General features: G+C 72.6%; 18 protein-coding genes and 2 pseudogenes. 10 read left to right on the forward strand and 10 right to left on the reverse strand.

The features are described from left to right. Nucleotides 1-10: 10 nt before the first annotated feature. The gene (locus tag ACN28F_RS11860; RefSeq protein WP_289208040.1) at nt 11-1030 is read right to left on the reverse strand and encodes a potassium channel family protein; all 1020 of its coding nucleotides are present in this window, start codon (nt 1028-1030) and stop codon (nt 11-13) included. A gap of 221 nt (nt 1031-1251) precedes the next feature. On the opposite strand from ACN28F_RS11860, the gene ACN28F_RS11865 reads away from it, so the two are divergent. Then, nucleotides 1252-1512 carry a hypothetical protein gene (locus ACN28F_RS11865; RefSeq protein WP_421357728.1) on the forward strand — a complete coding sequence of 87 codons (261 nt, stop codon included), beginning with the start codon at nt 1252-1254 and terminating at the stop codon, nt 1510-1512. A 165-nt stretch (nt 1513-1677) separates the two neighbouring features. Continuing rightward, nucleotides 1678-2208: a phospholipase gene (locus tag ACN28F_RS11870; RefSeq protein ID WP_289208042.1), complete on the forward strand. Its 531-nt coding sequence runs from the start codon at nt 1678-1680 to the stop codon at nt 2206-2208. A gap of 36 nt (nt 2209-2244) precedes the next feature. On the opposite strand, the gene ACN28F_RS11875 is transcribed toward ACN28F_RS11870, so the two are convergent. Then, the gene (locus ACN28F_RS11875) at nt 2245-5025 is read right to left on the reverse strand and encodes an ATP-binding protein (RefSeq protein ID WP_421361360.1); all 2781 of its coding nucleotides are present in this window, start codon (nt 5023-5025) and stop codon (nt 2245-2247) included. A 171-nt stretch (nt 5026-5196) separates the two neighbouring features. Next, nucleotides 5197-5424 carry an FmdB family zinc ribbon protein gene (locus tag ACN28F_RS11880; protein ID WP_289208043.1) on the reverse strand — a complete coding sequence of 76 codons (228 nt, stop codon included), beginning with the start codon at nt 5422-5424 and terminating at the stop codon, nt 5197-5199. Nucleotides 5425-5482: 58 nt separating this feature from the next. Here ACN28F_RS11880 and ACN28F_RS11885 point away from each other — a divergent pair, with 58 nt between their 5' ends. Further along, nucleotides 5483-6805 (forward strand): lytic murein transglycosylase, encoded by a 1323-nt coding sequence (locus ACN28F_RS11885; RefSeq protein WP_421357729.1) that lies wholly within the window; start codon nt 5483-5485, stop codon nt 6803-6805. 72 nt (nt 6806-6877) lie between these two features. Next, complete coding sequence (locus tag ACN28F_RS11890; protein WP_289211133.1) at nt 6878-7894, forward strand: GNAT family N-acetyltransferase; 1017 nt, start codon at nt 6878-6880, stop codon at nt 7892-7894. A 12-nt stretch (nt 7895-7906) separates the two neighbouring features. Here ACN28F_RS11890 and hemB read toward each other — a convergent pair whose 3' ends face one another. The 5 genes and pseudogenes from hemB to ACN28F_RS11915 all read right to left on the reverse strand — a co-directional run bounded on the left by hemB (nt 7907) and on the right by ACN28F_RS11915 (nt 13705). Continuing rightward, complete coding sequence (gene hemB / locus ACN28F_RS11895) at nt 7907-8884, reverse strand: porphobilinogen synthase (protein ID WP_289208044.1); 978 nt, start codon at nt 8882-8884, stop codon at nt 7907-7909. Between the two features lie 34 nt (nt 8885-8918). After that, nucleotides 8919-10499 (reverse strand): uroporphyrinogen-III synthase, encoded by a 1581-nt coding sequence (locus tag ACN28F_RS11900; protein WP_289208045.1) that lies wholly within the window; start codon nt 10497-10499, stop codon nt 8919-8921. Between the two features lie 82 nt (nt 10500-10581). Continuing rightward, nucleotides 10582-11523, reverse strand: a pseudogene (gene hemC, locus ACN28F_RS11905) (hydroxymethylbilane synthase); the annotation flags it as partial. Further along, nucleotides 11520-12908, reverse strand: coding sequence for a glutamyl-tRNA reductase (locus ACN28F_RS11910; RefSeq protein ID WP_289208046.1), 1389 nt, complete (start codon nt 12906-12908; stop codon nt 11520-11522). The gene ACN28F_RS11910 and the pseudogene hemC, both read right to left, overlap by 4 nt. Continuing rightward, on the reverse strand, nt 12905-13705 hold the full coding sequence (locus tag ACN28F_RS11915; RefSeq protein ID WP_289208047.1) for a redox-sensing transcriptional repressor Rex: 801 nt from the start codon (nt 13703-13705) through the stop codon (nt 12905-12907). Before ACN28F_RS11915 ends, ACN28F_RS11910 begins: the two co-directional genes overlap by 4 nt. 343 nt (nt 13706-14048) lie before the next feature. On the opposite strand from ACN28F_RS11915, the gene ACN28F_RS11920 reads away from it, so the two are divergent. Together ACN28F_RS11920 and ACN28F_RS11925 are read left to right on the forward strand one after the other, a co-directional pair. After that, nucleotides 14049-15359: a sensor histidine kinase gene (locus tag ACN28F_RS11920; protein WP_421357732.1), complete on the forward strand. Its 1311-nt coding sequence runs from the start codon at nt 14049-14051 to the stop codon at nt 15357-15359. Between the two features lie 25 nt (nt 15360-15384). Next, the gene (locus ACN28F_RS11925) at nt 15385-16029 is read left to right on the forward strand and encodes a response regulator (RefSeq protein WP_421361363.1); all 645 of its coding nucleotides are present in this window, start codon (nt 15385-15387) and stop codon (nt 16027-16029) included. Here ACN28F_RS11925 and ACN28F_RS11930 read toward each other — a convergent pair. Together ACN28F_RS11930 and ACN28F_RS11935 are read right to left on the reverse strand one after the other, a co-directional pair. Further along, complete coding sequence (locus ACN28F_RS11930) at nt 16014-16667, reverse strand: HAD family hydrolase (RefSeq protein ID WP_421357734.1); 654 nt, start codon at nt 16665-16667, stop codon at nt 16014-16016. The genes ACN28F_RS11925 and ACN28F_RS11930 overlap by 16 nt on opposite strands. Continuing rightward, nucleotides 16664-16930 (reverse strand): glutaredoxin family protein, encoded by a 267-nt coding sequence (locus ACN28F_RS11935; protein WP_289208050.1) that lies wholly within the window; start codon nt 16928-16930, stop codon nt 16664-16666. The genes ACN28F_RS11930 and ACN28F_RS11935 overlap by 4 nt, the downstream gene beginning before the upstream one ends. Nucleotides 16931-17412: 482 nt before the next feature. Between ACN28F_RS11935 and ACN28F_RS11940 the strand changes: the two genes are divergently transcribed. The 4 genes and pseudogenes from ACN28F_RS11940 (at nt 17413) to ACN28F_RS11955 (ending at nt 21913) form a co-directional block, all read left to right on the forward strand. Continuing rightward, nucleotides 17413-18246 (forward strand): ECF subfamily RNA polymerase sigma factor, BldN family, encoded by an 834-nt coding sequence (locus ACN28F_RS11940; protein WP_421361365.1) that lies wholly within the window; start codon nt 17413-17415, stop codon nt 18244-18246. Nucleotides 18247-18485: 239 nt separating this feature from the next. Next, a pseudogene (locus tag ACN28F_RS11945) lies at nt 18486-19373 on the forward strand (DUF5667 domain-containing protein); the annotation flags it as partial. A gap of 457 nt (nt 19374-19830) precedes the next feature. Beyond that, nucleotides 19831-20706: an HAD family hydrolase gene (locus ACN28F_RS11950; protein ID WP_289208052.1), complete on the forward strand. Its 876-nt coding sequence runs from the start codon at nt 19831-19833 to the stop codon at nt 20704-20706. A 43-nt stretch (nt 20707-20749) separates the two neighbouring features. Next, nucleotides 20750-21913: a hypothetical protein gene (locus tag ACN28F_RS11955; RefSeq protein ID WP_421357737.1), complete on the forward strand. Its 1164-nt coding sequence runs from the start codon at nt 20750-20752 to the stop codon at nt 21911-21913. Nucleotides 21914-21940: the final 27 nt, after the last annotated feature.

The following is a 21940-nucleotide window of genomic DNA, read 5'->3' on the forward strand; positions in this document are numbered from 1 at the left end:
CCGCACGCGGTCAGCTGGTCGACGGGGTGCTCGCTGAGGTCCGGTCGTCGCGGACGTAGACGAGCAGGTCCCCGGTCTCCACCTCGACGCTGTCCGGCTCGGCCAGGGACACCACCCGGCCGCGCCGGATCAGCGCGATCACCAGGTTGTTCAGCTGTCGGGGCGGCAGTCCGACCTCGTCACGGTTGGCCGAACGCATCGCCAGTGCCATGCCCTGACCAGGGGTGAGCAGATCCTCGACGACGTCGATCAGCGGCGGCGCCGAGGTGGACAGGCCCAGCAGCCGGCCGGCGGTGGCGGACGACACGATCACGTGGTGCGCCCCGCTCTGGCGCAGCAGGGCGGCGTTCTCGGCCTCGCGGGCGGCGGCGATGATCCGTACCTTGCCGGCGGTCAGTTGGCGGGCCGTCAGGGTGACCAGGACGGAGGCGTCGTCGCTGTCGGTGGCGATGATCACCGCCTTGGCGTGCTTGACGTGTGCCTCGTTGAGGACCGACGAGCGGGTCGCCGATCCCTCGACGGCGACCAGGCCGGCGGCGGTGGCCTGGCGCAGCGCGATGCCGCTGCTCTCGACGACGACGATGTGCTGCTTGTCGAAGCCGTTCTCCAGCAGGGCCGACACGGCGCTGCGGCCCTTGGTGCCGTAGCCGCAGATGATGACGTGGTCCTTCACTTTCCTTCTCCACCGGGTCAGTCGAAGGTTCGTCCGGTACTGCTCGGTGAGCACCTCGAGGGTGGTACCGACCAGGATGATCAGGAACACCACCCGGGCCGGCGTGATGATCAGGACGTTGACCAGCCGGGCACCGTCGCTGATCGGCGCGATGTCGCCGTACCCGGTCGTGGAGAGGCTGACGACCGCATAGTAGAAGCAGTCGAGCAGCGAGATCCCGTCGCCGTTGGCGTCCCGGTAGCCGTCGCGGTCGGCGTAGACCACCGCCACGACCGCGAAGACGAGGGCGACCGCGGCGAACAGGCGCAGGCTCAACGCCTTCAACGGGCCCTGGCGGACGGCGGGAAAGTGAATCACCGCCGGTCCACCTTCACTTTCGGGTCCCCGTTCACGTCCACAACATAGTCGTTGCGGACCAGCGGATCGCGATCACCTGGACATCACCTCGGCCCGAATGCGTCCGTCCGGCGTCGGGTCGTATCCCGTCGCCTCAAATCTTGCTTAGAGACATTGCTTTGGGACTGTGTGTTGTCGATGCTCTCTCGGCGAGCCGTCAACCGCCAGTTTCGGAGCAGCCTGTGAAACCGCCGTCACGACCCACCATTCCCGCGATCTCCCCGGGGACGGTCCTGCAACTGAACAAGGAGGACTGGCGGTACGGCGGATACCAACTGATCCTGAAGGTTGAACAGGTACGGCCCGATCTGTCAGCGTATTACGACAACCGGTGGGTGTGGATCATCGGACGTTCCATCGGGATGGACGGCACCGGCGACGACCGCGTCGTCGCACTGGTCCGGGTGGCGGCACTGCCCGGCGCCGAGGCCGCCGCCAGCTGAGTGCCCGTTCGGCGGCGGATGGTCTGTTTACGCGCCGGTCGACAAAGAAACAGGCGCCCTAAAGATCGATGTCAGCGGATACGGCAAGACTGTGGACACGCTTGTGACCCACCGGTAACAAGCACCGACGCCACACACCACGAGCCGTCCACCGGAGGTATCGCGATGTACCGTCGCACGTCCGCACTGCTCAGCGCCGTACTGCTCGGCCTCACCGCCGCCCTCGGGTTCGCCACCCCGGCCAGCGCCGTTCCCGCCGACAAGCCCGCGGTGCTGTCCAACTGGACGCAGACCAGCGCCAGCAGCTACAGCGCATGGAACTCGGCCCGGGCCAACCCGGGCCCCTGGGCCGCCTACCAGTTCGACTGGTCCACCGACTACTGCTCGTCCAGCCCGGACAACCCACTCGGCTTCGACTTCCGGCTCTCCTGCCACCGGCACGACTTCGGCTACCGCAACTACAAGGCGATCGGCCAGTTCTCCGCCACCAACAAGGCCCGGGTGGACAGCGCCTTCTACGAGGACCTCAAGCGGGTCTGCGCCCGGTACAGCAGCGTCGTGCGGCCGGCCTGCCTCAGCCTCGCCTGGACCTACTACCAGGCGGTCCGGATCTTCGGCGCGCCGATCGTCGACGCCGCCGACCTGCAACGCGCCGAGCGGCTCGTCCCGGCCGGGCACCTGACGGCCGTCGGATAACCACCAACGCCACCGTACGGACGCGCCGCCGGCGGCTCAGCCGGCGGCGCTCCCGTCGCCGGTCGACCGGTCGGTCACCAGCCCGGACCGGTCGACGACCAGCCCGGACCGGCCGGCCGCCAGCCCGGTCGGGTCGTCGCCGAACCAGCGGGCACCCGAGTTCAGGTCCGGATGCTCCACCGCCAGTGCCAGCGCCGCCGCCTCGACCAGGCTCATCCGACTGCCCTGCGCGTAGCCGGCGTCGAAGGCGGCATCGCCGATCACCGCCCGCACCCGGTCCTGCTCCTGCGCCCAGTAGCCGCCGAACATCCCGGCGCTGCTGCGCAACGCCGTACGGGTCGCCTGCGCGGCACCGAACAACCGGGCCGCCGTCGCCGGATCCCCGCCCTGCGCGCAGCGCACCGCCATCGCGTTCAACGTGTCACAGGCCCGCCGGTGGAAGCCGTACCGCATCCGGGACCGCAGCGCGACCACCAGGTGGTCGTGGGCGGCGACCAGGTCCACCCGGGCCAACGCCACCAGGCCCAGCAGCATGTCGACGGTCCGCCGGCCACGCTCGGCCGGCCGGGCGGCCTCGGCTGGCCGGGCACCCGCCAGCACCTCGGCCGCCTCGTCCAGCGCTCCCCGCCGGCACAGCAGTTCCGCGAGACTGTAGACGGCGAACAACGCGTCACCGGCCACCCCGTTGGCCGCCGCCCAGTCGATGACGTCGCGGCACACCCGCTCCGCCTCGTCGAACTGACCGATGTCGATCAACGAGGCGCCCCGGCCGGCCAGCACCCGGGCCAACAGGCCCGCGTCGCCGGCCTGCCGGGCCACGGCCTCGGCCCGGTGCGAGAACCGCAGCTCCTCGCCGAACTCACCGTCCGCGCCGGCATGCTGCGAATGCATGTGGTACGCGGCCGCCAGCTCCGCCTCGGGAATCACCTCGCCGGTCTCGGCGATCCGCCCGTACAGCCGGAACAGCCACAGCCGCCCCTCTCTGGCCAGGCCGCGCTCCCGCCACCACTGGTCCAGCCCGCTGGCGAGCTGCAGGCCACGCCGGGCGCTACCGCCGGTCGCGCTCCACCGCAACGCCGCCCGCAACTCGTCGGCGAGCGGATCCAACGCGTACAGCGACAACGTGACCGGCTGCCCGTCCGGGCCCAGATAGGCACGCTGCAACGCGTGCAGGGCCCAGTCGACGTGCCGGTCCCGGGCCGACTGCTCCTCACCTGCCTCGACCAGCCGCCGGGCGGCGTACGCCCGGATCGGGTCGAGCATCCGGTAGCTGGTGTCGCCGGCCGCCGGCTCGGCCTGGATCATCGACTTGTCGACCAGCACCGCCAACGGGCCGAGCGGGTCGTCGTCGAGCAGCCACTCCACGGTGGCCAGGTCGACCGGGCCGGCGAAGACGGACATCCAGCGCAGCAGCCGGGCGGCCCGGGGCGCCAACGTACGGTAGGACCAGGTGACCGTCGCCTGCAGGGTGCCGTGCCGCCGCCCGGCGGAGCGGTCCACCCCGGCCGGCTCCTCCCGGCCCGCGTCCAGCACCCCCAGTACGTCGTCGAGCCGATCCACCAGTTGCCCGACGGAGAGCACCCGCAGCCGGGCCGCCGCCAGCTCGATCGCCAACGGCAGCCCGTCCAGCCGGGACGCGACCCGGTGCAGCTGGCCCGACTCGGCCGGCGCCAACGGCCGGCCGCCCCGGGCGGCCACCGTACGGTCCAGCAACAGCGCTACGGCGTCGCTGGGCCCGCCGGCCGGGCCGGGCTCCGCCGACAGCGGCGGAATCCGCCACACCACCTCACCCGGTACGCCCATCGGCTCCCGGCTGGTGGCCAGCACCCGGACCTGCCGACCGCCGGTGAGCAGCCGGGTGATCACCTCGGCGCAGGCCGCCGGTTGGGCGTCGCAGGTGTCGAGCACCAGCAACAACCGTCGGGCGGCGGCGTACTCGACGACCGTGTCCAGGATCGGCCGTCCCGGCTCTGGGCGCAGCCCGAACACGGCGGCGATGGCGAACGCGACCAGCCCGGGGTCGGTCACGGTGGCCACGTCGACGAACCAGACCCCGTCGGGGTAGCCGGCGGTGCCGGACGCGGTGTCGACGTCGCCGGATGCGGTGTCGGACGAGGTGTCGACGGTGCCGGACGCGGCGGCGACCTCGACCGCGAGCCGCGTCTTGCCGGAACCGCCGGCACCGACCACGGTGACCAGCCGGTGCGCGGCGACGAGTCGTCGCAGCTCCCGGCGTTCGATCCGCCGGCCGACGAAGGAGCTGATCTGGTTCGGCAGGTTGTGACTGGCCGCGTCGGCGGTACGCGGCCGGGGGAACTGCCGCTCCAGACCAGGAGCGATCAGCTGGAACAGGCGTTCCCGGTCGTCGAAGCCACGAAGCCGGTGCAGGCCGAGGTCGAGCAACGAGACGTCGGCCGGCAACGGATCGGCAGCCCGGGCGGTCGCCGCCGAGCAGAGCACCTGCCCGCCGTGTGCCGCCGCCGCGATCCGGGCGGCCCGGTGCACCTCGGGACTGGTGTACTCGCCACCGACCGGTTCGGCGTACCCGGTGTGCAGCCCCATCCGGACCCGGGGCACGGCATCCGGCGCGGACCAGTCGTGCGCGGCGAGCGCCCGCTGGGCCCGGCGGCAGGCGTCGAGAGCGGCGGCCGCATCAGCGAACGCCGCGAAGAACGAGTCGCCCTCGGTGAACAGCTCGGTGCCGTCACTGGCGGACAGCGTCCGCCGGACCAGCCGTCGGTGCTCGCGCAGCATCGGACGGTAGTCGCCGCCGAGCAGGCGGGCCAGCCTGGTAGAGCCTTCGATGTCGGTGAACATGAAGGTGACCAGGCCGCTCGGCAGTGCGGTCGATGCCGACACCGGTGGAACCTCCGCCCCGCTGGAAGTCGCAGTTCATCCTGCCGCAGGTCGGCAACCTGGCCAGTCACGAAGGAGGCGGGTAGCTGACCTGCGGCGTCGTCGGTGACGGTCAGCGGGGCGCGGTGGCGGTCAGCATCCGCACCCGCCGCCGCAGCACCCGCCACCACCGGACGGTGGTGCGGTCGGCAGCGCTCCCACTGAGCCGCCGCCCCGGCCGGTGAGCGCGACGGTGGAGAGCAGTTTGACTGTGTCGGCGTGGCCCTGAGGGCAGGACGCCGGCTCGCCGGCCTCGGTCATCGGACGGTTGACCTCGAATGTGTCGCCGCAGGCGCGACAGCGGAACTCGTACCGGGGCATGTGGATAAGGGTACGGCGGGAACTGACGTCGTCGGCCGGATGGGTGATACTCGACGGCATGGTCGAGGACGGGGCAGGTACGCCGACGGCACGGCTACGTCCGGCGGTGCCGGCACCGGCACCTGAGTCCACGTCGGCCGCACCGACGCCGACCCCGCCGACGGAGCCGACGGCGGATCGGACGGCGGAGCCGCCCACGTCGGCGACGTCGCAGAGCCCGACGCCGGACCTGCCGACGCCGGACCTGCCGGAGCAGCGAACGCCGGCTGAGGCCGGGCCGGATCAGCCTGAAACCGGGGCGGAGCCGGCCGGCCAGGCGGGGACCGGGGCGGAACCGACCAGCCAAGCGGGGACCGGGGCGGAACCGACCAGCCAAGCGGGGACCGGGGCGGAACCGACCAGCCAAGCGGGGACCGAGCCGACTCCGGCCGGTCGACACCGACGCGACGATCCGCCGTTCACCCGCCGGGTCGGTCGGCTGCACCCGGCACGGTTGCGGCCCATCGCCCGACCGGTCGCCCGCTCCGGCCGTCGCGCGGCCCGCGCGGTCGGTGCCTGGTGCCGCCGTCCGAGCGGGCGTCTGGCGCTACCCGGCGTGCTGCTGCTGGCACTGATCGCCGGCAGCGGTACGGCAGGCGCGGTGCTGGTGCCGGCCGCCGCTGGACTGCGGGAACCCGTCAGCACCCCTGGGCCGGTCGAGACGACCGCCGTCCCGGACGTACCCGCGCTCACCGACCCGGACCTGCTCGATCCGACGACGCCGCCACTCGACGACCCGGGCGGGCCGGTGCCGCCGCTCGGGCCGACCCGCCCGGCGGCGGTCCTGACCGGTTGGGCGACTCAGACCGCCAGCCGGCTGGCCATCCCGGTGGTCGCGTTGGAGGCGTACGGCTACGCCGAACTGGTCCTGGCGACCACCACTCCCGGCTGCCGGCTGAGCTGGACCACCCTGGCCGCGATCGGGATGATCGAGTCGACCCACGGCACGGCCAACGGATCGAGGTTGGACACCGAAGGGCGGGCCGTACCACCGATCGTCGGGCTGCCGCTCGACGGGGCCGGCGGCCGGCAACGAATCGCCGACACCGACGACGGACGCCTCGACAATGACGTGGTCTACGACCGGGCGGTCGGTCCGATGCAGTTCATCCCGACGACGTGGGCGGAATTCGGGGTGGACGCCGACAACGACGGGGTGGTCGATCCGCAGGATATCGACGACGCGAGCCTGGCCGCCGCTAACTACTTGTGCCGGAACGGACGCGATCTGTCCACACCTTCGGACTGGTGGAGTGCCATCCTGTCGTACAACAACGTCCAACCCTACGCCCAGTCGGTCTTCGACACGGCCAACGAGTACGGGGTACGGAGTCGCACTTAGCGCAATCGGTCGGGCACAATTCTGCGCCTGCCACTTTCGCATCAGCCGCGTTGCCGGCAAGCTAGACGCGTGATGGTGCGCGAGTGGGACCCCCGAACCGCGTCGTCCGCCGAGATCTCGTCTCTGCTGGACTGTCTCAACCAGGTTTTCCGGACCGATCTTCCGGGCGACCCGCTGTGGCGACCGCATTTCCTGCGGGAGTACCTGACCGAGACGATGCCGGGGGTCCGGCGGATCTGCTGGCTGGCGGAGCAGCCCGACGCTCGCGGCGGCACCGAGGTCGTCGGACACGTGAACGTACTGCTGCTCGGCGACATCGGTGTCCTGGAGATCCTGGTGCGTCCGGACGTGCGGCGGACCGGCCTGGGCCGGCAGTTGCTGTCGCTCGCGGTGCGTCGGGCGTACCACGAGGGTTTCAGCTCGGTCGGGGTCGAGGTGATCGGCGGCACCTGCGCGGTGGAGTTCTACGAGTCGTTCGGTTTCGCCCGGCAGTTCCGGGAGATCCGCAGTGTCCTGCGGCTGGCCTCGGTGGACTGGGCGGCGATCGAGAAGATGGCCCAGGACACGGTCAGCGGCTACGAGGTGGAGTTCCACCCCGGTGGACCGCCGGACGATCTCGTCGAGGCGTACGCCCGGACCAAGGCCGAGCAGAGCGACCCCGCCGACGGTGACCTGGACCTGCGGCCCAGTTCGTACGAACCGGAACGGCTGCGGGAGAGTCTCGGCTGCCTGCACCGACGGGGCATGACGCCGTACATCGTGCTGGCCCGGCACCCGGCCAGCGGCGAGGTCGCCGGTCTGACCGAGGTGGTGGTGCCGGCGCAGCACCCGACCCGGGCCGACCAGTACGACACCATCGTCGCCCAGGCACACCAGGGACGCGGCATCGACCGGGCGATCAAGGCACGGATGCTGCTGGAGCTGCGTGCCGTCGAACCGGCGCTGGCCGAGGTGCAGACCTGGAACGCCGAGGGCGACGAGGAGATCGTCTCGATCAACACCGAGATCGGCTACCGGTCGGACCGGGACTGGTGGGACTACGGCGCGGACATCCCGATGTTGATGCACCGCCTGGGCGTACGCAGCTGAGCCCAGGTCGGATCAGCCGGCCAGGGCCTCGGCCGCCTCGACCGCCCAGTAGGTGAGGACGACCTGGGCGCCGGCCCGCCTGATCGACGTCAACGTCTCCATGATCACCCGGTCCCGGTCGACCCAGCCGTTGGCGGCAGCCGCCTCGACCATCGCGTACTCGCCGGAGACCTGGTAGGCGGCGACCGGGACGTGCACCCGCTGGCGGACCGCCGCGATCACGTCCAGGTAGGGCAGCGCCGGCTTGACCATCACCAGGTCCGCGCCTTCGGCGACGTCCAGCTCGACCTCCCGCAGCGACTCCCGCAGGTTCGCCGGATCCTGCTGGTAGGTACGTCGGTCGCCGACCAGGGCCGACTCCACCGCGTCACGGAACGGACCGTAGAACGCCGAGGCGTACTTCGCCGCGTACGCCAGCAGGGCGGTGTCGGTGTGCCCGGCGGCGTCCAACGCTCGGCGGACCACGCCGACCTGCCCGTCCATCATTCCGGACGGGCCGAGCATGTCGGCGCCGGCTTCGGCCTGGGCGATCGCCAGCTGCCCGTACGCGGCGAGGGTGGCGTCGTTGTCGACGGTGCCGTCCGGGGCGAGCAGCCCACAGTGCCCGTGGTCGGTGAACTCGTCGAGGCACAGGTCGCTCATCACGACCGTGGCGTCGCCGACCTCGGCGACCACGTCACGGATCGCCACGTTGAGCACGCCCGCCGGATCGGTGCCGGCGGAGCCGACGGCGTCGCGGCGGGCCGGCACCCCGAACAGCATGATCCCGCCGACGCCGGCGGCGACCGCCTCGGCGGCGGCCTTGCGCAGCGAGTCCCGGGAATGCTGCAGCACGCCGGGCAGCGAGGGAACCGGTCGCGGCTCGGCCAGCCCTTCCTTGACGAACATCGGCAGCACCAGCTCGGCCGGGGCCAGCCGGGTCTCCTCGACCAGCCGGCGTACCGCCGCGGTCCGGCGCAGCCGTCGGGGCCTGCTCTGCGGGTACGTCATCGACGCGCTCCCCTGGCTCGGCGGCGTCCGGTGCTCAGCGGAACCGCAGCGCGGTCGGACCCTGCACCTTGGAACCGCGCCGCTGCTTCGCCGGCATCGCCACCAGCTTCTCCCGCAGCTCCACCGCGTAACCGGCGAGCGCCTCGACCAGGTCCGGTACGGAGGCGTGCGGCGGCTGCACGTCGACCCGCAGGCCGAACTCGGTGGCGGTCTCGGCGGTCTTCGGGCCGATCACCGCGACCACCGTGCGGGCGTGCGGCTTGCCGGCGATACCGACCAGGTTGCGCACGGTCGACGACGAGGTGAACAGGACCGCGTCGAAGCCACCGGACTTGATCGCGTCGCGGATCTCGGCCGGCGGCGGCGCCGCCCGCACCGTCCGGTACGCGGTAACGTCGTCGACCTCCCACCCGCGCTCGGTCAACCCGGCGGCGAGGGTCTCGGTGGCGATGTCGGCGCGCGGCAGCAGCACCCGGCCGACCGGGTCGAGGATCTCGTCGTGCGGCGAGAACTCCGCCAGCAGCCCTTCGGAGGACTGCTCACCGGCCGGCACCAGCTCAGGCTGGATGCCGAAGTCACGGACCGCGTCGGCGGTCGCCTCACCGATGCAGGCGATCTTGACGCCGCCGAAGTGGCGGGCGTCCAGCCCGTGCTCGGCGAACTTCTCCCACACCGCCCGTACGGCGTTGACCGAGGTGAACACCACCCAGGCGTACCGGCCGTCGACCAGGCCCTTGACCGCGCGTTCCATCTGCGCCGGGGTACGGGGCGGCTCGACGGCGATCGTCGGCACCTCACACGGGATGGCACCGTACGCCCGCAGTTGGGCGCTCATCACCCCGGCCTGCTCCTTGGTCCGGGGAACGAGCACCTTCCAGCCGTACAGCGGCCGGTTCTCCCACCAGCTGAGCTTGTCCCGCTCGGTGACCCCGGCACCGAGGGTGAGCACCACCCGGCCGGTGAAGCCGAGCGCCGCCGCGACGAAGTTGTCCACGGTCGACGTGGTCGTGTACTGGGTCTCGCCGGTGCCGTCGCCGGTCACCGCGACCGACGTCGCGCCGTCGACGCCGGCGGCGAGCAGTCCGTCCCGTACGGCGGCCAGCTCACCGGCGTCCACGGCGACGGCCAACGAGCCCCGGCCGATCGCGGCGGCGAGCGCGTCGAAGTCCAGACCGGCCGTGTCGTCGACGTCGGCCACTGTCCGTACCCCCGGCAGCGGGACCCCGGCGTAGCTGGCCACCCCTTCGGCCTGGCTGACCCCGGGCACCACCTCGAACGGCACCGCCGTGCGGGCGACCGCCTGCACCTCGGTCACCACGCCGTGGTGACCGAACGGGTCGCCGGCGACGAGCCGGACCGCCGCCTGCCCGGAGCGGGCGGCGGAGATCAGCACCTTGGCCACGTCGCCGGGGGCGCCCTCGGCCGGGCTGAGCTGGGCGTCGGCCTTGGCGTTGGCGCGGACCGCCGCGAGCAGGCTCTCCGGCACGGCACGGTCGAACACCACCTGGTCGGCCTCGACCAGGGCGTCGTGCGCCCGGCGGGTCAACAGGCCCGGGTCGCCGGGGCCGGCCCCCACGAACGCGATGTGGCCTGCGAGCTTACGGGTGCGGGTCATTTATGCTCCCCATGTTCTGGGTCGTCGCGCCGGACCGATCGGGCGCTGAAGGTCGCTGGGTGACCACCCCGACCTGCGCGGCCCCGGTCGGGCCGCCGGGCGTGGTCCCCGGAAGGATCGTGTCGGCACCGGCGTCGAGCAGATCGGCGGCGAGTGCCTTACCGATCTCGGCGGCGGTGTCCGGGGGACCGGTACGCGACAGGCGGATCTCCCGGAGTCCGTCCGGGCTGATCACCGCCCCACGCAGATAGATCTCGTCGCCGTCATCCCCCTCGGCGACTTCGGCGTACGCCGCGACGGGTGCACTGCACCCGGCCTCCAGCGTCGCCAGCAACGACCGCTCCGCGTCGACCGCGGCCCGGGTCGGTGCATGGTCGAGCACACTGAGCAGCTCGACCAGGTCGGTGTCATCGGCCCGGCATTCCACGGCCAGCGCTCCCTGGGCGGGAGCGGGCAGCATCAGCATCGGGTCGAGGGTCTCGGTGATCTCGTCGAGGCGCCCCAGCCGGGCCAGCCCGGCCCGGGCCAGCACGACCGCGTCGAGATCTGCCTGCGGGCCACGGACCCGGCCGATCCGGGTGTCGACGTTGCCCCGGATCGGGGTGACCGCCAGTTGGCGGCCGAGCGCGTTCAGCTGGGCGATGCGACGCAGCGCCCCGGTGCCGATGGTCGCGCCGGGTGACAGCTCGGCGAGCATCCGGCCGTCCCGGCTGAGCAGCGCGTCGCGGGGATCCTCGCGGGGCGGCACCGCCGCGATCAGCAGCCCGGCCGGGCCGGCGGTGGGCAGGTCCTTGTACGAGTGGACCGCGAAGTCGATCTCCCGCATGGCGAGGGCGTCGCGCAGCGCGGAGACGAAGACCCCGACACCGAGCGCGGCCACGGGTGCCGAGGACCGGTCGCCGGCCGTGACGATCTCCACCAGTTCGACGTCGCGGCCGGTGGCGGCGCGCAGCGCGGCGGCGACCCGGCCGGACTGGGCCATGGCCAGCGCGCTGCCCCGGGTGCCCAGCCGCAGCGCGTTCACCGGTCACCTCCATGCTCCGGGGCGCCGTCGCCGGTCACGCCAGGTGCGCCCGCCGTCAGGTCCGGGACGCCAGCCGCCGTCAGGTCCGGGACGTCGCCGGCGGTGGAGGTGCCCGGCACCTCCAGGTCGAACAGTTGCCGCAGCAGCGCGGCGTACTGGTCACCGCCGGGTTCGGCGGCGAGTTGACGGACCCGCACGGTCGGCGAGTGCAGCAGGCGTTGCACGACCCGGTGCACGGTGTGGGCCACCTCGGCCCGCTGCTCGTCGGTCAGGTCCGGCCGGCGCTGGGCCAGCCGGCGCAGTTCGGCGCCGACCACGTCGTCGGCGCGCCCGCGCAACGCCGCCACGGTCGGGGCCACGTCCGCGCCGCGCAGCCAGCTGAGGAACGCCTCCACCTCGGCGGTGACGATCCGGCCGACGGCAGCGGTGTCGGCGGCGGCCGGCGCCTCGGTGAGCGCGTCGGCCAGTCCGTCGATGTCGATCACCGCGACGCCGGGCAGCTCACCGGCGGCCGGCTCGACGTCGCGCGGAACGGCGAGGTCGAGCAGGACCAGCGGCCCGGTCCGGTCGCCCGACCGCCCGGCGAGGACGGCGGCGACGGTCTGCCGGGTGAGCACCGGTTCGGTCGAGGCGGTCGCGGTGATCACCAGGTCGACGTCGACCAACGCCGTGGTCAGGTCGGCGTACGGCACGGCGGTGGCGCCGTAGCTGCCGGCGAGGCGGACCGCACGGTCGTCACGCCGGTTGACCACCTGGATCGACGCCACGCCGAGCCGGGCGAGGGTGGCGACCGCCAGGGCGCCCATCGCCCCGGCCCCGAGGACCAGCACCCGCCGGCCGAGCAGCCCGCCGGGCAGCAGATCGGCACCGACCCGCAGGGCGGCACTGACGACGCTCTGCCCGGCCCGGTCGATGCCGGTCTCGGCGTGGGCCCGCTTGCCGACCCGCAGCGCCTGCTGCATCAGCTCGTGCAGCAGGCGGCCGGTGGCGTCGGCGTCGTTGGCGACGTGGTAGGCGTCACGCAGTTGGCCGAGGATCTGCGCCTCGCCGACGACCATGGAGTCGAGTCCGGCGGCCACCCGGAAGGTGTGCTCGACGGCGGCCTGCCCGTAGTGCACGTACAGGTGCTCGGCGAGGTCGTTGGGCTGGCTGCCGGAACGTTCGGCGAGCACCGCGCAGATGTCGGCCAGACCGCCGTGGAAGCCGGTGACCGCCGCGTAGATCTCGACCCGGTTGCAGGTGGAGAGCACGACGGCCGCGTCGACGTACGGCTGGGCGAGCAGCCGACGCAGGGTGGCGGGCACCTCGGCCGGGGCGACCGCGAGCCGTTCCAGGGTGGCGACCGGCGTGGTCCGGTAGGACGCGCCGACGACGAGAAGATTCATGAGCCAACCGCCTCCGCTGGGGCGTCGTCGTAGCTGGCCGGGCCGGTGGAGCCGGTCACGGTGGCGTCCAGCCCGCCGGGGATGGCGGTCAACGCCGAGCTGCGGCGCTCCCGGAACGACGCCGACTTGCGGTGCTCGTGGAACGACAGGATCTGCAGCTCGATCGCGAGGTCGACCTTGCGGACGTCGACCCCGGCGGGAACCGCCAGTACGCAGGGAGCGAAGTTGAGGATGCTGGTGACACCGGCGGCGACGAGCTGATCGGCGACCTGCTGCGCGGCGGTCGCCGGGGTGGCGATCACGCCGATCGCGATGGACTCCTCGGCCGCGACGGTCGGCAGGTCGTCGATGTGCCGGACCACCAGTCCGTTGATCTGCTCACCGACCTGGGCGGTGTCGGCGTCGAACAGGGCCGCGATCCGGAAGCCCCGGCTGGCGAAGCCGGCGTAACCGGCGAGGGCGTGACCGAGGTTGCCGACGCCGACCAGCGCGACCGCCCGTCGGTGGGTGAGCCCCAGGACGTACTCGATCTGCTCGATCAGCAGGGTGATGTCGTAGCCGACGCCCCGGGTGCCGTACGAGCCGAGCTGGGAGAGGTCCTTGCGCAACTTGGCGGAGTTGACCCCGGCGGCGCTGGCCAGCCCTTCGCTGGAGACCGTCTCGTGACCGGCCTCGGCGAGGGCGTGCAGGGCGCGGAGGTACTCCGGGAGTCGGGCGACCGTCGCCTCCGGGAGGTCTGGCAGCGCCGGAACGGCGTCGACCCGGCCGGACGCGCCTGGCTCGCGGTGCTGACTCAATGTGTCTCCGTGCGATGCGATAATTGACCCGCCGGCCCGGCCGGTCAGTCCGGTGCCCCCTGTGGCGACCGCCGTCACCTGTTGTGCTATCGGGGCTCGTCAGGGTTACAGCGTAGGCGCTTGTGAAGGCGTGCACAAATCGCGATCTTGCTCAATGGCGGTGGACGGACCGCTCTCTGCCTGCTGCTCGTCACCACTGTCACCCACTACGACAGCAGCCCCATTATTCCCAATTTCCGACTTTTTGTCGGCAGACGCTCCGGACCGGGTAGGGGCAACCCCACCCCGATCGGCCAGCCAACGCCAGTGACCGGCCGCCCCGGGGGCACATAGCGTGACCAACATGACCACCGCAACCCCTCCCCTGGAACCCCTGCCACGACCGGCGGCCGCACCCACCGGGGTGATGCTGCGCCGGCTGGTCACCGACTCGGGGTACGTACTCGTCGGCCTGCCCCTGGCGCTGGTGAGTTTCGTCGTCGGTGTGGTCGGCCTCTCCGTCGGGCTCGGTCTGGTCGTCACCGTGGTCGGGCTGCCGATCCTCACCGGCACGCTGTACGCCGTCCGGGGCCTCGCGCAGCTGGAACGGCACCGGATCGCCGCCATACTGCCGGCCCCGCCGGCCCGGGCCCGGTACGCCGCCGCCGGCCCGCACACCGGCACCTGGCGGCGGGTGCTGCTGCCGCTGACCGACCCGCAGTCCTGGCTCGACCTGGCGTTCGCCGTACTGCGGTTCCCGGTCGCTCTGACCAGCGCGACGGTCACCCTCAGCTGGTGGGCCGCCGCGGTCGCGGGTTCGTCGTACTGGGCGTACGCCTGGCTGCTGCCGACCGACGACAGCGACGGCCTGGCCGAGCTGCTCGGGCTCGGCGACGCGGCCGCCACCGACGTCGTCCTGCACACCCTGATCGGCCTGTTCTTCGTCGTCACCCTGCCGATCGTGGTCCGTGGCTGCGCGCTGCTGTCGGCCGTGCTCGCTCGGGCCATGCTCACCGGGATGGCCGCCATGCAGGACCGGATCAGTGTGCTGGAGGACCAACGGCAGGCCGCGGTCAGCGCCGAGGCGATCGCCCTGCGCCGCCTGGAGCGCGACATCCACGACGGGCCGCAGCAGCGGCTGGTCCGCCTGGCGATGGATCTCAGCCGGGCCCGGGAACAGCTGGCCGTCGACCCGGACGCCGCCGGGGCGGCCCTGGACGAGGCGGTCGCCCAGACCCGGGAGACGCTGGCCGAGCTACGGGCGCTGTCCCGGGGGATCGCCCCACCCGTCCTGGTCGACCGGGGGCTGCCGAGCGCGCTCGCCGCACTCGCCGGGCGTGGCCTGCTGCCGGTCGACCTGTCGATCGACCCGCAGCTGGGCACGCCCACCGACCGCCCCGAGCCGGCGCTGGAGAGCACCGCGTACTTCGTCGTGGCCGAGGCGCTGACCAACGTCGCCAAGCACAGCGGCGCCAGCCGGTGCACCGTCACCGTGCACCGGCTCGCCGACCGGTTGACGATCACGGTCACCGACGACGGGGGCGGCGGCGCGCACGTCGCCAAGGGCCACGGGCTCGCCGGCCTGGCCGACCGGGTCCGGGCGCACGGCGGGACGCTGACCGTGACCAGCCCACCGGGCGGGCCGACCGAGATCCACGCCGAGCTTCCCGACTGACCGGCCGGTGGTAGACATGTCATCCATGCGGGTGGCGATAGCGGACGACTCGGTGCTGCTGCGGGAGGGTCTGGTCCGGCTGCTCACCGAGCACGGCCATCAGGTGGTGGCGGCGGTCGGCGACGGCCCGGCCCTGGTGGCGGCGGTGAGCGCGCTACGTCCGGACGTGTCGATCATCGACGTACGGATGCCACCGTCGCACACCGACGAGGGTCTGCGGGCCGCGGTGGCGATCCGGCGGGAGCTGCCCGGCGCGCCGGTGCTGATGCTGTCCCAGTACGTCGAGGTCTCCTACGCCGACGACCTGCTCGCCGACCGGGCCGGCGCGGTCGGGTACCTGCTCAAGGACCGGGTCGCCGCGATCGCCGAGTTCCTCGACGCGCTGGCCCGGGTGGCGGCCGGGGGCACCGTGCTGGATCCGGAGGTGGTCGGCCAGTTGCTGGCGCGACGGCGGCGCGACGATCCGCTGCGCACGCTGACCCCGCGCGAGCACGAAGTGCTCGGGTTGATGGCGCAGGGGCGCTCCAACGGGGCGATCGCCCGTCAACTGGTGGTCACCGACGGTGCGGTCGAGAAGCACGTCAACAACATCTTCGGCAAGCTGCGGCTGCCGCCGGACACCGAGCAGCACCGCCGGGTGCTGGCGGTACTGGCCTACCTGCGTGGCTGACCGGCCAGTGCGACGGCCTCGGTCAGCGTCCGGGCCACCGGCACCCCCCGGGCCAGCAGCCGGTCCGGATCGGTGAAGCCACCGGCGTACAGGATGCATGTTGCACCGACGTCCTCGGCGGCGTCCGCGTCGTCGATCGAATCGCCGATCAGGACCGTGTCGGCCGGTGCCACGTCCAGCTCCGCCAGGTGCCGGGCGAGGTGTGCGGCCTTGCGGTCGCCGCCGACCGCGCCGCGCAGTCCGTCGATCCGGCGGAAGGTCGGGGTCAGTCCGTATGTCTCGACCAACGGCACCAGTTCGTCGTGGAACCACATGGAGAGCAGGGACTGGCTGCCCGGCCAGGTACGTAGCGCCCGCTCGGCGTCCTCGGCGAGCGCACAGCTGGTCAGCCCGGCCCGGTACGCGTCGTGGAAGATCCGGTCGAGGCGACCGAACTCCTCGGCGTCGACTGCCCGGCCGAGCACGTCGGCGTAGTAGTCGGCGACCGGTCGGCGGAAGGCGACGCGGTGCTGCTGGGGGGTGAGCACCGGACCGTCGACGGTGGCGATCGCCTGGTTGGTGCAGGTGACCACCAACGACAGGTCGTCGAGCAGGGTCCCGTTCCAGTCCCACACCAGGTGCCGGTCGTCAGCGGTCACGGCCGCACGGTACCGGGGCGACGCAGGTCGGCCAGGAGCCGGTCCTCCTCGACCCGCCAGTAGCCGTGCTCGCGCTCGTCGAGCAGCACCACCGGCAGTCGCTCCCCGAAGTCGCGCTCCAACTCGATGTCGCTGTCGACGTCGAGCTCCACCCACTCCTCACCGGTCTGCGCGGCGACCCGGGCGATCGCTTCCCGCGCGACCTCGCACAGGTGGCAGCCGGATCGGGTGATCAGGGTCAGACGTGGGGTGGGGCGCGACACGCCGGGAAGCGTACCGCTTCCCGACAACCATTGCGTCGGGTAACTGACAGCGCACAGCATGTGCGACATGCGCACGCCGTCCGGCAGAAATACTTCGTCGTTGTGTAACGGACTCCACACGCTTGGGTGACGTTGGCCCTATCATCGCCTTGGGTCGACTCACCCGTTTTGCCGTGAGTCGCCACCCCTGCGCCCGAGGAGGCCGCTGTGCCCGTTATCGCACCGCACCACCACCTCAGGGAGGTGTGTCGGTCGACGGAGCGTTCCGCCGCCGCACCGGCGCGTGCCGGTGCCGGCACCCATCTCACCGAGCCAGGTGCCCAGGCCCATCTGCTGGCCCGGTCGCCACGGGCAGGAACGGAGGACGCCCGATGAGTGTCTGCTCCCCCACACTGGCCCGACCGGCGGTCAGCCGCGAGGTGCGCGCCGCCCAGGTGGCTCTCGTCGAAGGGCTCGCCCTGCTGCGCGAGTCGATGTACGACATGCTCAGCATCACGATGCGCGGCGACGGGGGCACCCGACGCGCCAGGCAACGGACCCCGGCCCCCAACGAGGTGCCCGGCCGGCACCAGCCGGGCGGCAACGCCATGCCGATCGGCGGCACGGTGACCACCCCGGCCCGGCCGACGATGCCGACCCAGCCGGACGGCAACGACGCGGAGACCGCGGTTCTGCCGGTCATCCCGGACCAGGGCAGTCGGTCCGGGGGTACGCCGCCCGGTGACCATCCGGCCCGGCCCGACCCGTCCGACCCCGCCCGCGAGGTCTGGGGGCTGGTGGAGCGCGCTCAGGCGGGCGAGACCGAGGCGTTCGGGCTGATCTACGACCGGTACGTCGACACCGTGTTCCGGTTCATCTACTTCCGGGTCGGCAACCGGCAGCTCGCCGAGGACCTGACCTCGGACACCTTCCTGCGCGCCCTCAAGCGGATCGGCAGCTTCACCTGGCAGGGCCGGGACCTCGGGGCCTGGCTGGTGACGATCGCCCGCAACCTGGTGGCGGACCACTTCAAGTCGGGCCGGTACCGACTGGAAGTTACTACGGGTGACGTAATGGATGCGGAGCGCGAGGATCGGGGGCCGGAGGGAAGCCCCGAGGCCGCAGTCGTCGACCACATCACCAACGTCGCCCTGCTGACCGCCGTCAAGCAACTCAACCCCGAGCAGCAGGAGTGCATCGTCCTGCGCTTCCTACAAGGCTTTTCGGTCGCCGAGACCGCGCGGGCGATGGGCAAGAACGAAGGCGCGATCAAGGCCCTGCAGTACCGCGCGGTACGGGCGCTGGCCCGACTTCTACCCGACGGTTTCCACGCGTGACGAACCCAACACGGGAAGCAATATCGGTTACCGGTAGTGATGATTCTCGCCACCGACCCGTAACCCAAGTGGCGAGTCAGCCGTTTCTTGGGATGCGACCGGTGGCGCCATCGCGGCACCAGCCACCAGGCACCGCGCCAGGCGCACGGGGTGACCTCCCCAACCCGCCCGGCCGTGGTCGCACCGGACGGCGGTGACACCGTCGCCGCAGCCGTGACCTGCGAAGGGAGGTGCCCGCGATGAGTAAGCTCACGCTCTTTCGCCGACGTGCCGAGCGGTTCGCACAACTTCTCGACCGTACCGACAGCAGCGGCCGGCACCACGTCCGCGATCCGCGCGACGACGAACTGGCCGGGCTCGCCGCCATCAGCCAGCGCATGGCCGAGCTACCCGCGTCACCGGTCGACGGTGTCGATCCGGACTTCCGGGCCCACCTGCGCTCGTTGCTGATCGAGACCGCCGAACGCGACGGCATCGGCGTCACCGCCCGTGCCGCCCCGGAGCACCCGCTCCCCCGCCGGTCCCGCCCCGCCCGGACCGCGGTCCGTACCGCCAAGGGTGCGGCCGGCCGGGCCGCCGGACGGGCCCGGACCCGTGCGGTGATCATCGCCACCGTGGCCGCCGGTGCCATCACCGTCTCCGGCATGTCCGCGGCCACCGAGCAGGCCCTGCCGGGCGACACCCTGTACGGGATGAAACGATCCACCGAACGCGCCCAGTTGGCGCTGGCCCACTCCGACACCACCCGTGGCCAGCTCTTCCTCGGGTTCGCCGAGGTACGGATGGCCGAAGCCCGGATCGTGCACGACCAGCCGACGGCATTCGCCGCCGTACTCGACGACATGGACGAGCAGATCCGCCACGGGGTACGTCTGCTCACCACCGCCGCCACCGAACACCGCGACCGGGCACCGCTGGACGCGATCGACGCCTTCGTCACCGCCCAGCGGGCGACACTGCGCCAACTTGCCTCCGGTGCCAGCGCGACCGCCACCCGCGCCGCCGGCACCGTCACGTTGCTGGATTCGGTACGCGCCCGGACCCAGGCCCTGCGCAACGGGCTGACCTGTGCCCCGTCCGCGACAGTCACCAGCTACGACGTCCTCGGCCCGCTGCCGGTCACCTGCCAGCCCAACCAGCGGTCCACCACCCCCGGCAACCGGGCAGAAACTCAGCAACCGGTCCCGCCGGCGACCGAGGTGCCGACCGACGTCACCGCCACCAGCATCGCGCCCGCCGCCGGAGCCGACCAGCCGCCGCTGACCGGTCAGCCGTCGTCCGCGCCACAGCAGCCGACCCTGGCCGAGCCGCAGGTCGGCGACGCCGAGCCGGCCCTGCCCCACACCCCCCGCCCGGCGGTCAAGGACAACCCCGGCGACCGGTGAACGGCAGCTGACCCGGCCAGCCATGGCGGCGGTCGCCCAGACCAGATCGGGGCCTGACGACAGCGCGGTCGCAGGCCCCGATCGGCATGCCGGCGACGGGAACCCGCCGGCCCGGCGGGCCGACCTCGTCGCCCCGGCCCTACGGGCTAACCTCGCTGGGAGGGCGACCGGAGCCGGTGATGGACGGAGTGATGTTGGCGTGGGCCGTACCCGCAGGCTGACCATCAGCACCGACGCCGCCGGCCGGACCACGGGGTGGGCGACCGCCGCACCTGACGGCACCCCGCCGACGACACCGCACCCCCGCGCGGCGGCCTTCTTCGACATCGACAACACCATGCTGCGAGGTGCCTCCATCTACTGGCTGGCCCGTGGCCTGGCCGCCCGCAACTACTTCACCACGGCCGACCTCGCCCAGTTCGCCTGGCGACAGGCCCGGTTCCGGCTGCTCGCCGCGGAACACGCCGGCGATCTGTCCCGGGCCCGGGAAGCGGCCCTGGCGTTCGTCACCGGCTGGCGGGTGACCGACGTCGAACGGCTGGCCGAGGAGATCTTCGACGAGCTGATGGCCCCGCGCATCTGGGCCGGCAGCCGGGAGCTGGCCCAACGGCACCTCGACGCCGGCCAACGGGTGTGGCTGGTCAGCGCGACCCCGGTGGAGATCGGTCGGGTGATCGCCCAGCGGCTCGGGCTCACCGGCGCGCTCGGCACCGTCGCCGAGGTCGTCGACGGTGCGTACACCGGTCGGCTGGTGGGCGAGCTGATGCACGGGCCGGCCAAGGCCGAGGCGCTCGTACAGCTCGCCGCCGTCGAAGGGCTCGACCTGCACCGGTGCAGCGCCTACAGCGACTCCGTCAACGACCTGCCGATGCTGTCGGCCGTCGGGCACGCCGTCGCCGTCAACCCGGACACGGCGCTGCGCCACCAGGCCCGGGAACGCGACTGGCAGGTCCACGACTTCCGGACCGGTCGCAGGGCGGCGCGGATCGCGGTACCGTCGACGGTCGCCGCCGGTTTCCTGGCCGGCGCGGTGACGGCCGGCCTGGCCCTTCGCCGCCGCCGGGCGTCCGGTTGACCGGGCCGGCACCGACAACGACGACGTCAGGAAGGTCATCGGGGTGACGGTCACCGCACGCCCGGTCGAGTCGACCGGGGCGCCCAGCCAGCCGGCCGGGCGGCACCGCCGACCCCGCCCCTGGCACCTCGCCGGCCTGGCCGCCGCGGTGGCGGCCGCCGTACTGCTGGTCGCGCTGCCGCAGGCCGGACCGACGTCACCGGACGCACCGGACCGGCTCCGTACGTTGACCGAGGTCTGGCCGGACGCCGAGGTCGTCGAGTTGTCGGCGAACCTGCCGGACGGGCCGGCGTACAGCCCGGTGCTGTTCCTCGACGGCGGCGCCTCGGTCGGCACCTCACCCAGCCCGGACGGCACCGCGCTGCGGCTGGTGGTCCGCACCGGCGAGAACGTCCGTGAGCTGCGCCAACTGCCGCTGAGCAGCACCCCGCAGTACGGCGGTTTCACCGTCGACGGGCCCACCCTGGCCTGGTCCGAATCCGTCGCCGACGCCGCCGGGCAGGGCCGCACCGAGATGTGGGCCGCCGAATGGGCCGGCGACGCCGCGCCACGGCGGCTCACCACCGACACCGGCGACGTCGTCTTCTTCAACTCCCAGTACGACATGGTGATCAACGACGGCCGGCTGCACTGGGTGGCCGTGGCACCCGACCCGGAGCCGGCGACCGAGCTGCGGTCGGTGCCGCTGGCCGGCGGCGCGGTCGACGTACGGACCGATCCGGGGGCCTGGGCGTTGTCGGCCTGGCCGATGATGGTCAGCGCCGGCAGCGGCGAGACCGGCCCGATCCGGGTCCGTGACCTGGAGCAGCGCCGGATCACCGACGTCCCGGCCGGCCCGACCGAGCTGGTCGCCTGCGGGCCGAGCTGGTGTCGGGTGCTGGTGCTGGCAGCGGACGGACCGGGCCGCATCGACCTGATGCGCCCCGACGGTACGGACCGCCGGCGGATCGGCGACGGCACGGTCACCGCCAGCACCATCGACGTCGCCGTACTGGACCGGTTCGAGGTGCTGTCGCTGTCGGCGGCGCCGAACGCGCTCACCAACGCCCAACAGTTGATCGTCTACGACCTGCAGCGGGACGAGGCGGTCGTGGTCGCCGACGAGGTCGGCATCGTGCTCTGCCGCGGCGGTGTGCTCTGGTGGTCGGTCGGCGACAACGAGACCACCAGCTGGCAGGTGCTGGACCTACGTACCCTGCTCGACTGAGACCGACCGGCGGCCAGGCCGGCGGGC

The organism is Solwaraspora sp. WMMA2101, from assembly GCF_049179175.1.
Lineage (GTDB): Bacteria > Actinomycetota > Actinomycetes > Mycobacteriales > Micromonosporaceae > Micromonospora_E.

Excerpts from the sequence above, each read along its gene's own strand:
- ACN28F_RS11870 (WP_289208042.1), top strand. The coding sequence starts at position 1,678 with ATGTACCGTCGCACGTCCGCACTGCTCAGCGCCGTACTGCTCGGCCTC.
- ACN28F_RS11875 (WP_421361360.1), bottom strand. The coding sequence starts at position 5,025 with ATGTTCACCGACATCGAAGGCTCTACCAGGCTGGCCCGCCTGCTCGGC.
- ACN28F_RS11880 (WP_289208043.1), bottom strand. The coding sequence starts at position 5,424 with ATGCCCCGGTACGAGTTCCGCTGTCGCGCCTGCGGCGACACATTCGAG.
- ACN28F_RS11885 (WP_421357729.1), top strand. The coding sequence starts at position 5,483 with ATGGTCGAGGACGGGGCAGGTACGCCGACGGCACGGCTACGTCCGGCG.
- ACN28F_RS11890 (WP_289211133.1), top strand. The coding sequence starts at position 6,878 with ATGGTGCGCGAGTGGGACCCCCGAACCGCGTCGTCCGCCGAGATCTCG.
- hemB (WP_289208044.1), bottom strand. The coding sequence starts at position 8,884 with ATGACGTACCCGCAGAGCAGGCCCCGACGGCTGCGCCGGACCGCGGCG.
- ACN28F_RS11900 (WP_289208045.1), bottom strand. The coding sequence starts at position 10,499 with ATGACCCGCACCCGTAAGCTCGCAGGCCACATCGCGTTCGTGGGGGCC.
- ACN28F_RS11910 (WP_289208046.1), bottom strand. The coding sequence starts at position 12,908 with ATGAATCTTCTCGTCGTCGGCGCGTCCTACCGGACCACGCCGGTCGCC.
- ACN28F_RS11920 (WP_421357732.1), top strand. The coding sequence starts at position 14,049 with ATGACCACCGCAACCCCTCCCCTGGAACCCCTGCCACGACCGGCGGCC.
- ACN28F_RS11925 (WP_421361363.1), top strand. The coding sequence starts at position 15,385 with ATGCGGGTGGCGATAGCGGACGACTCGGTGCTGCTGCGGGAGGGTCTG.
- ACN28F_RS11940 (WP_421361365.1), top strand. The coding sequence starts at position 17,413 with ATGCTCAGCATCACGATGCGCGGCGACGGGGGCACCCGACGCGCCAGG.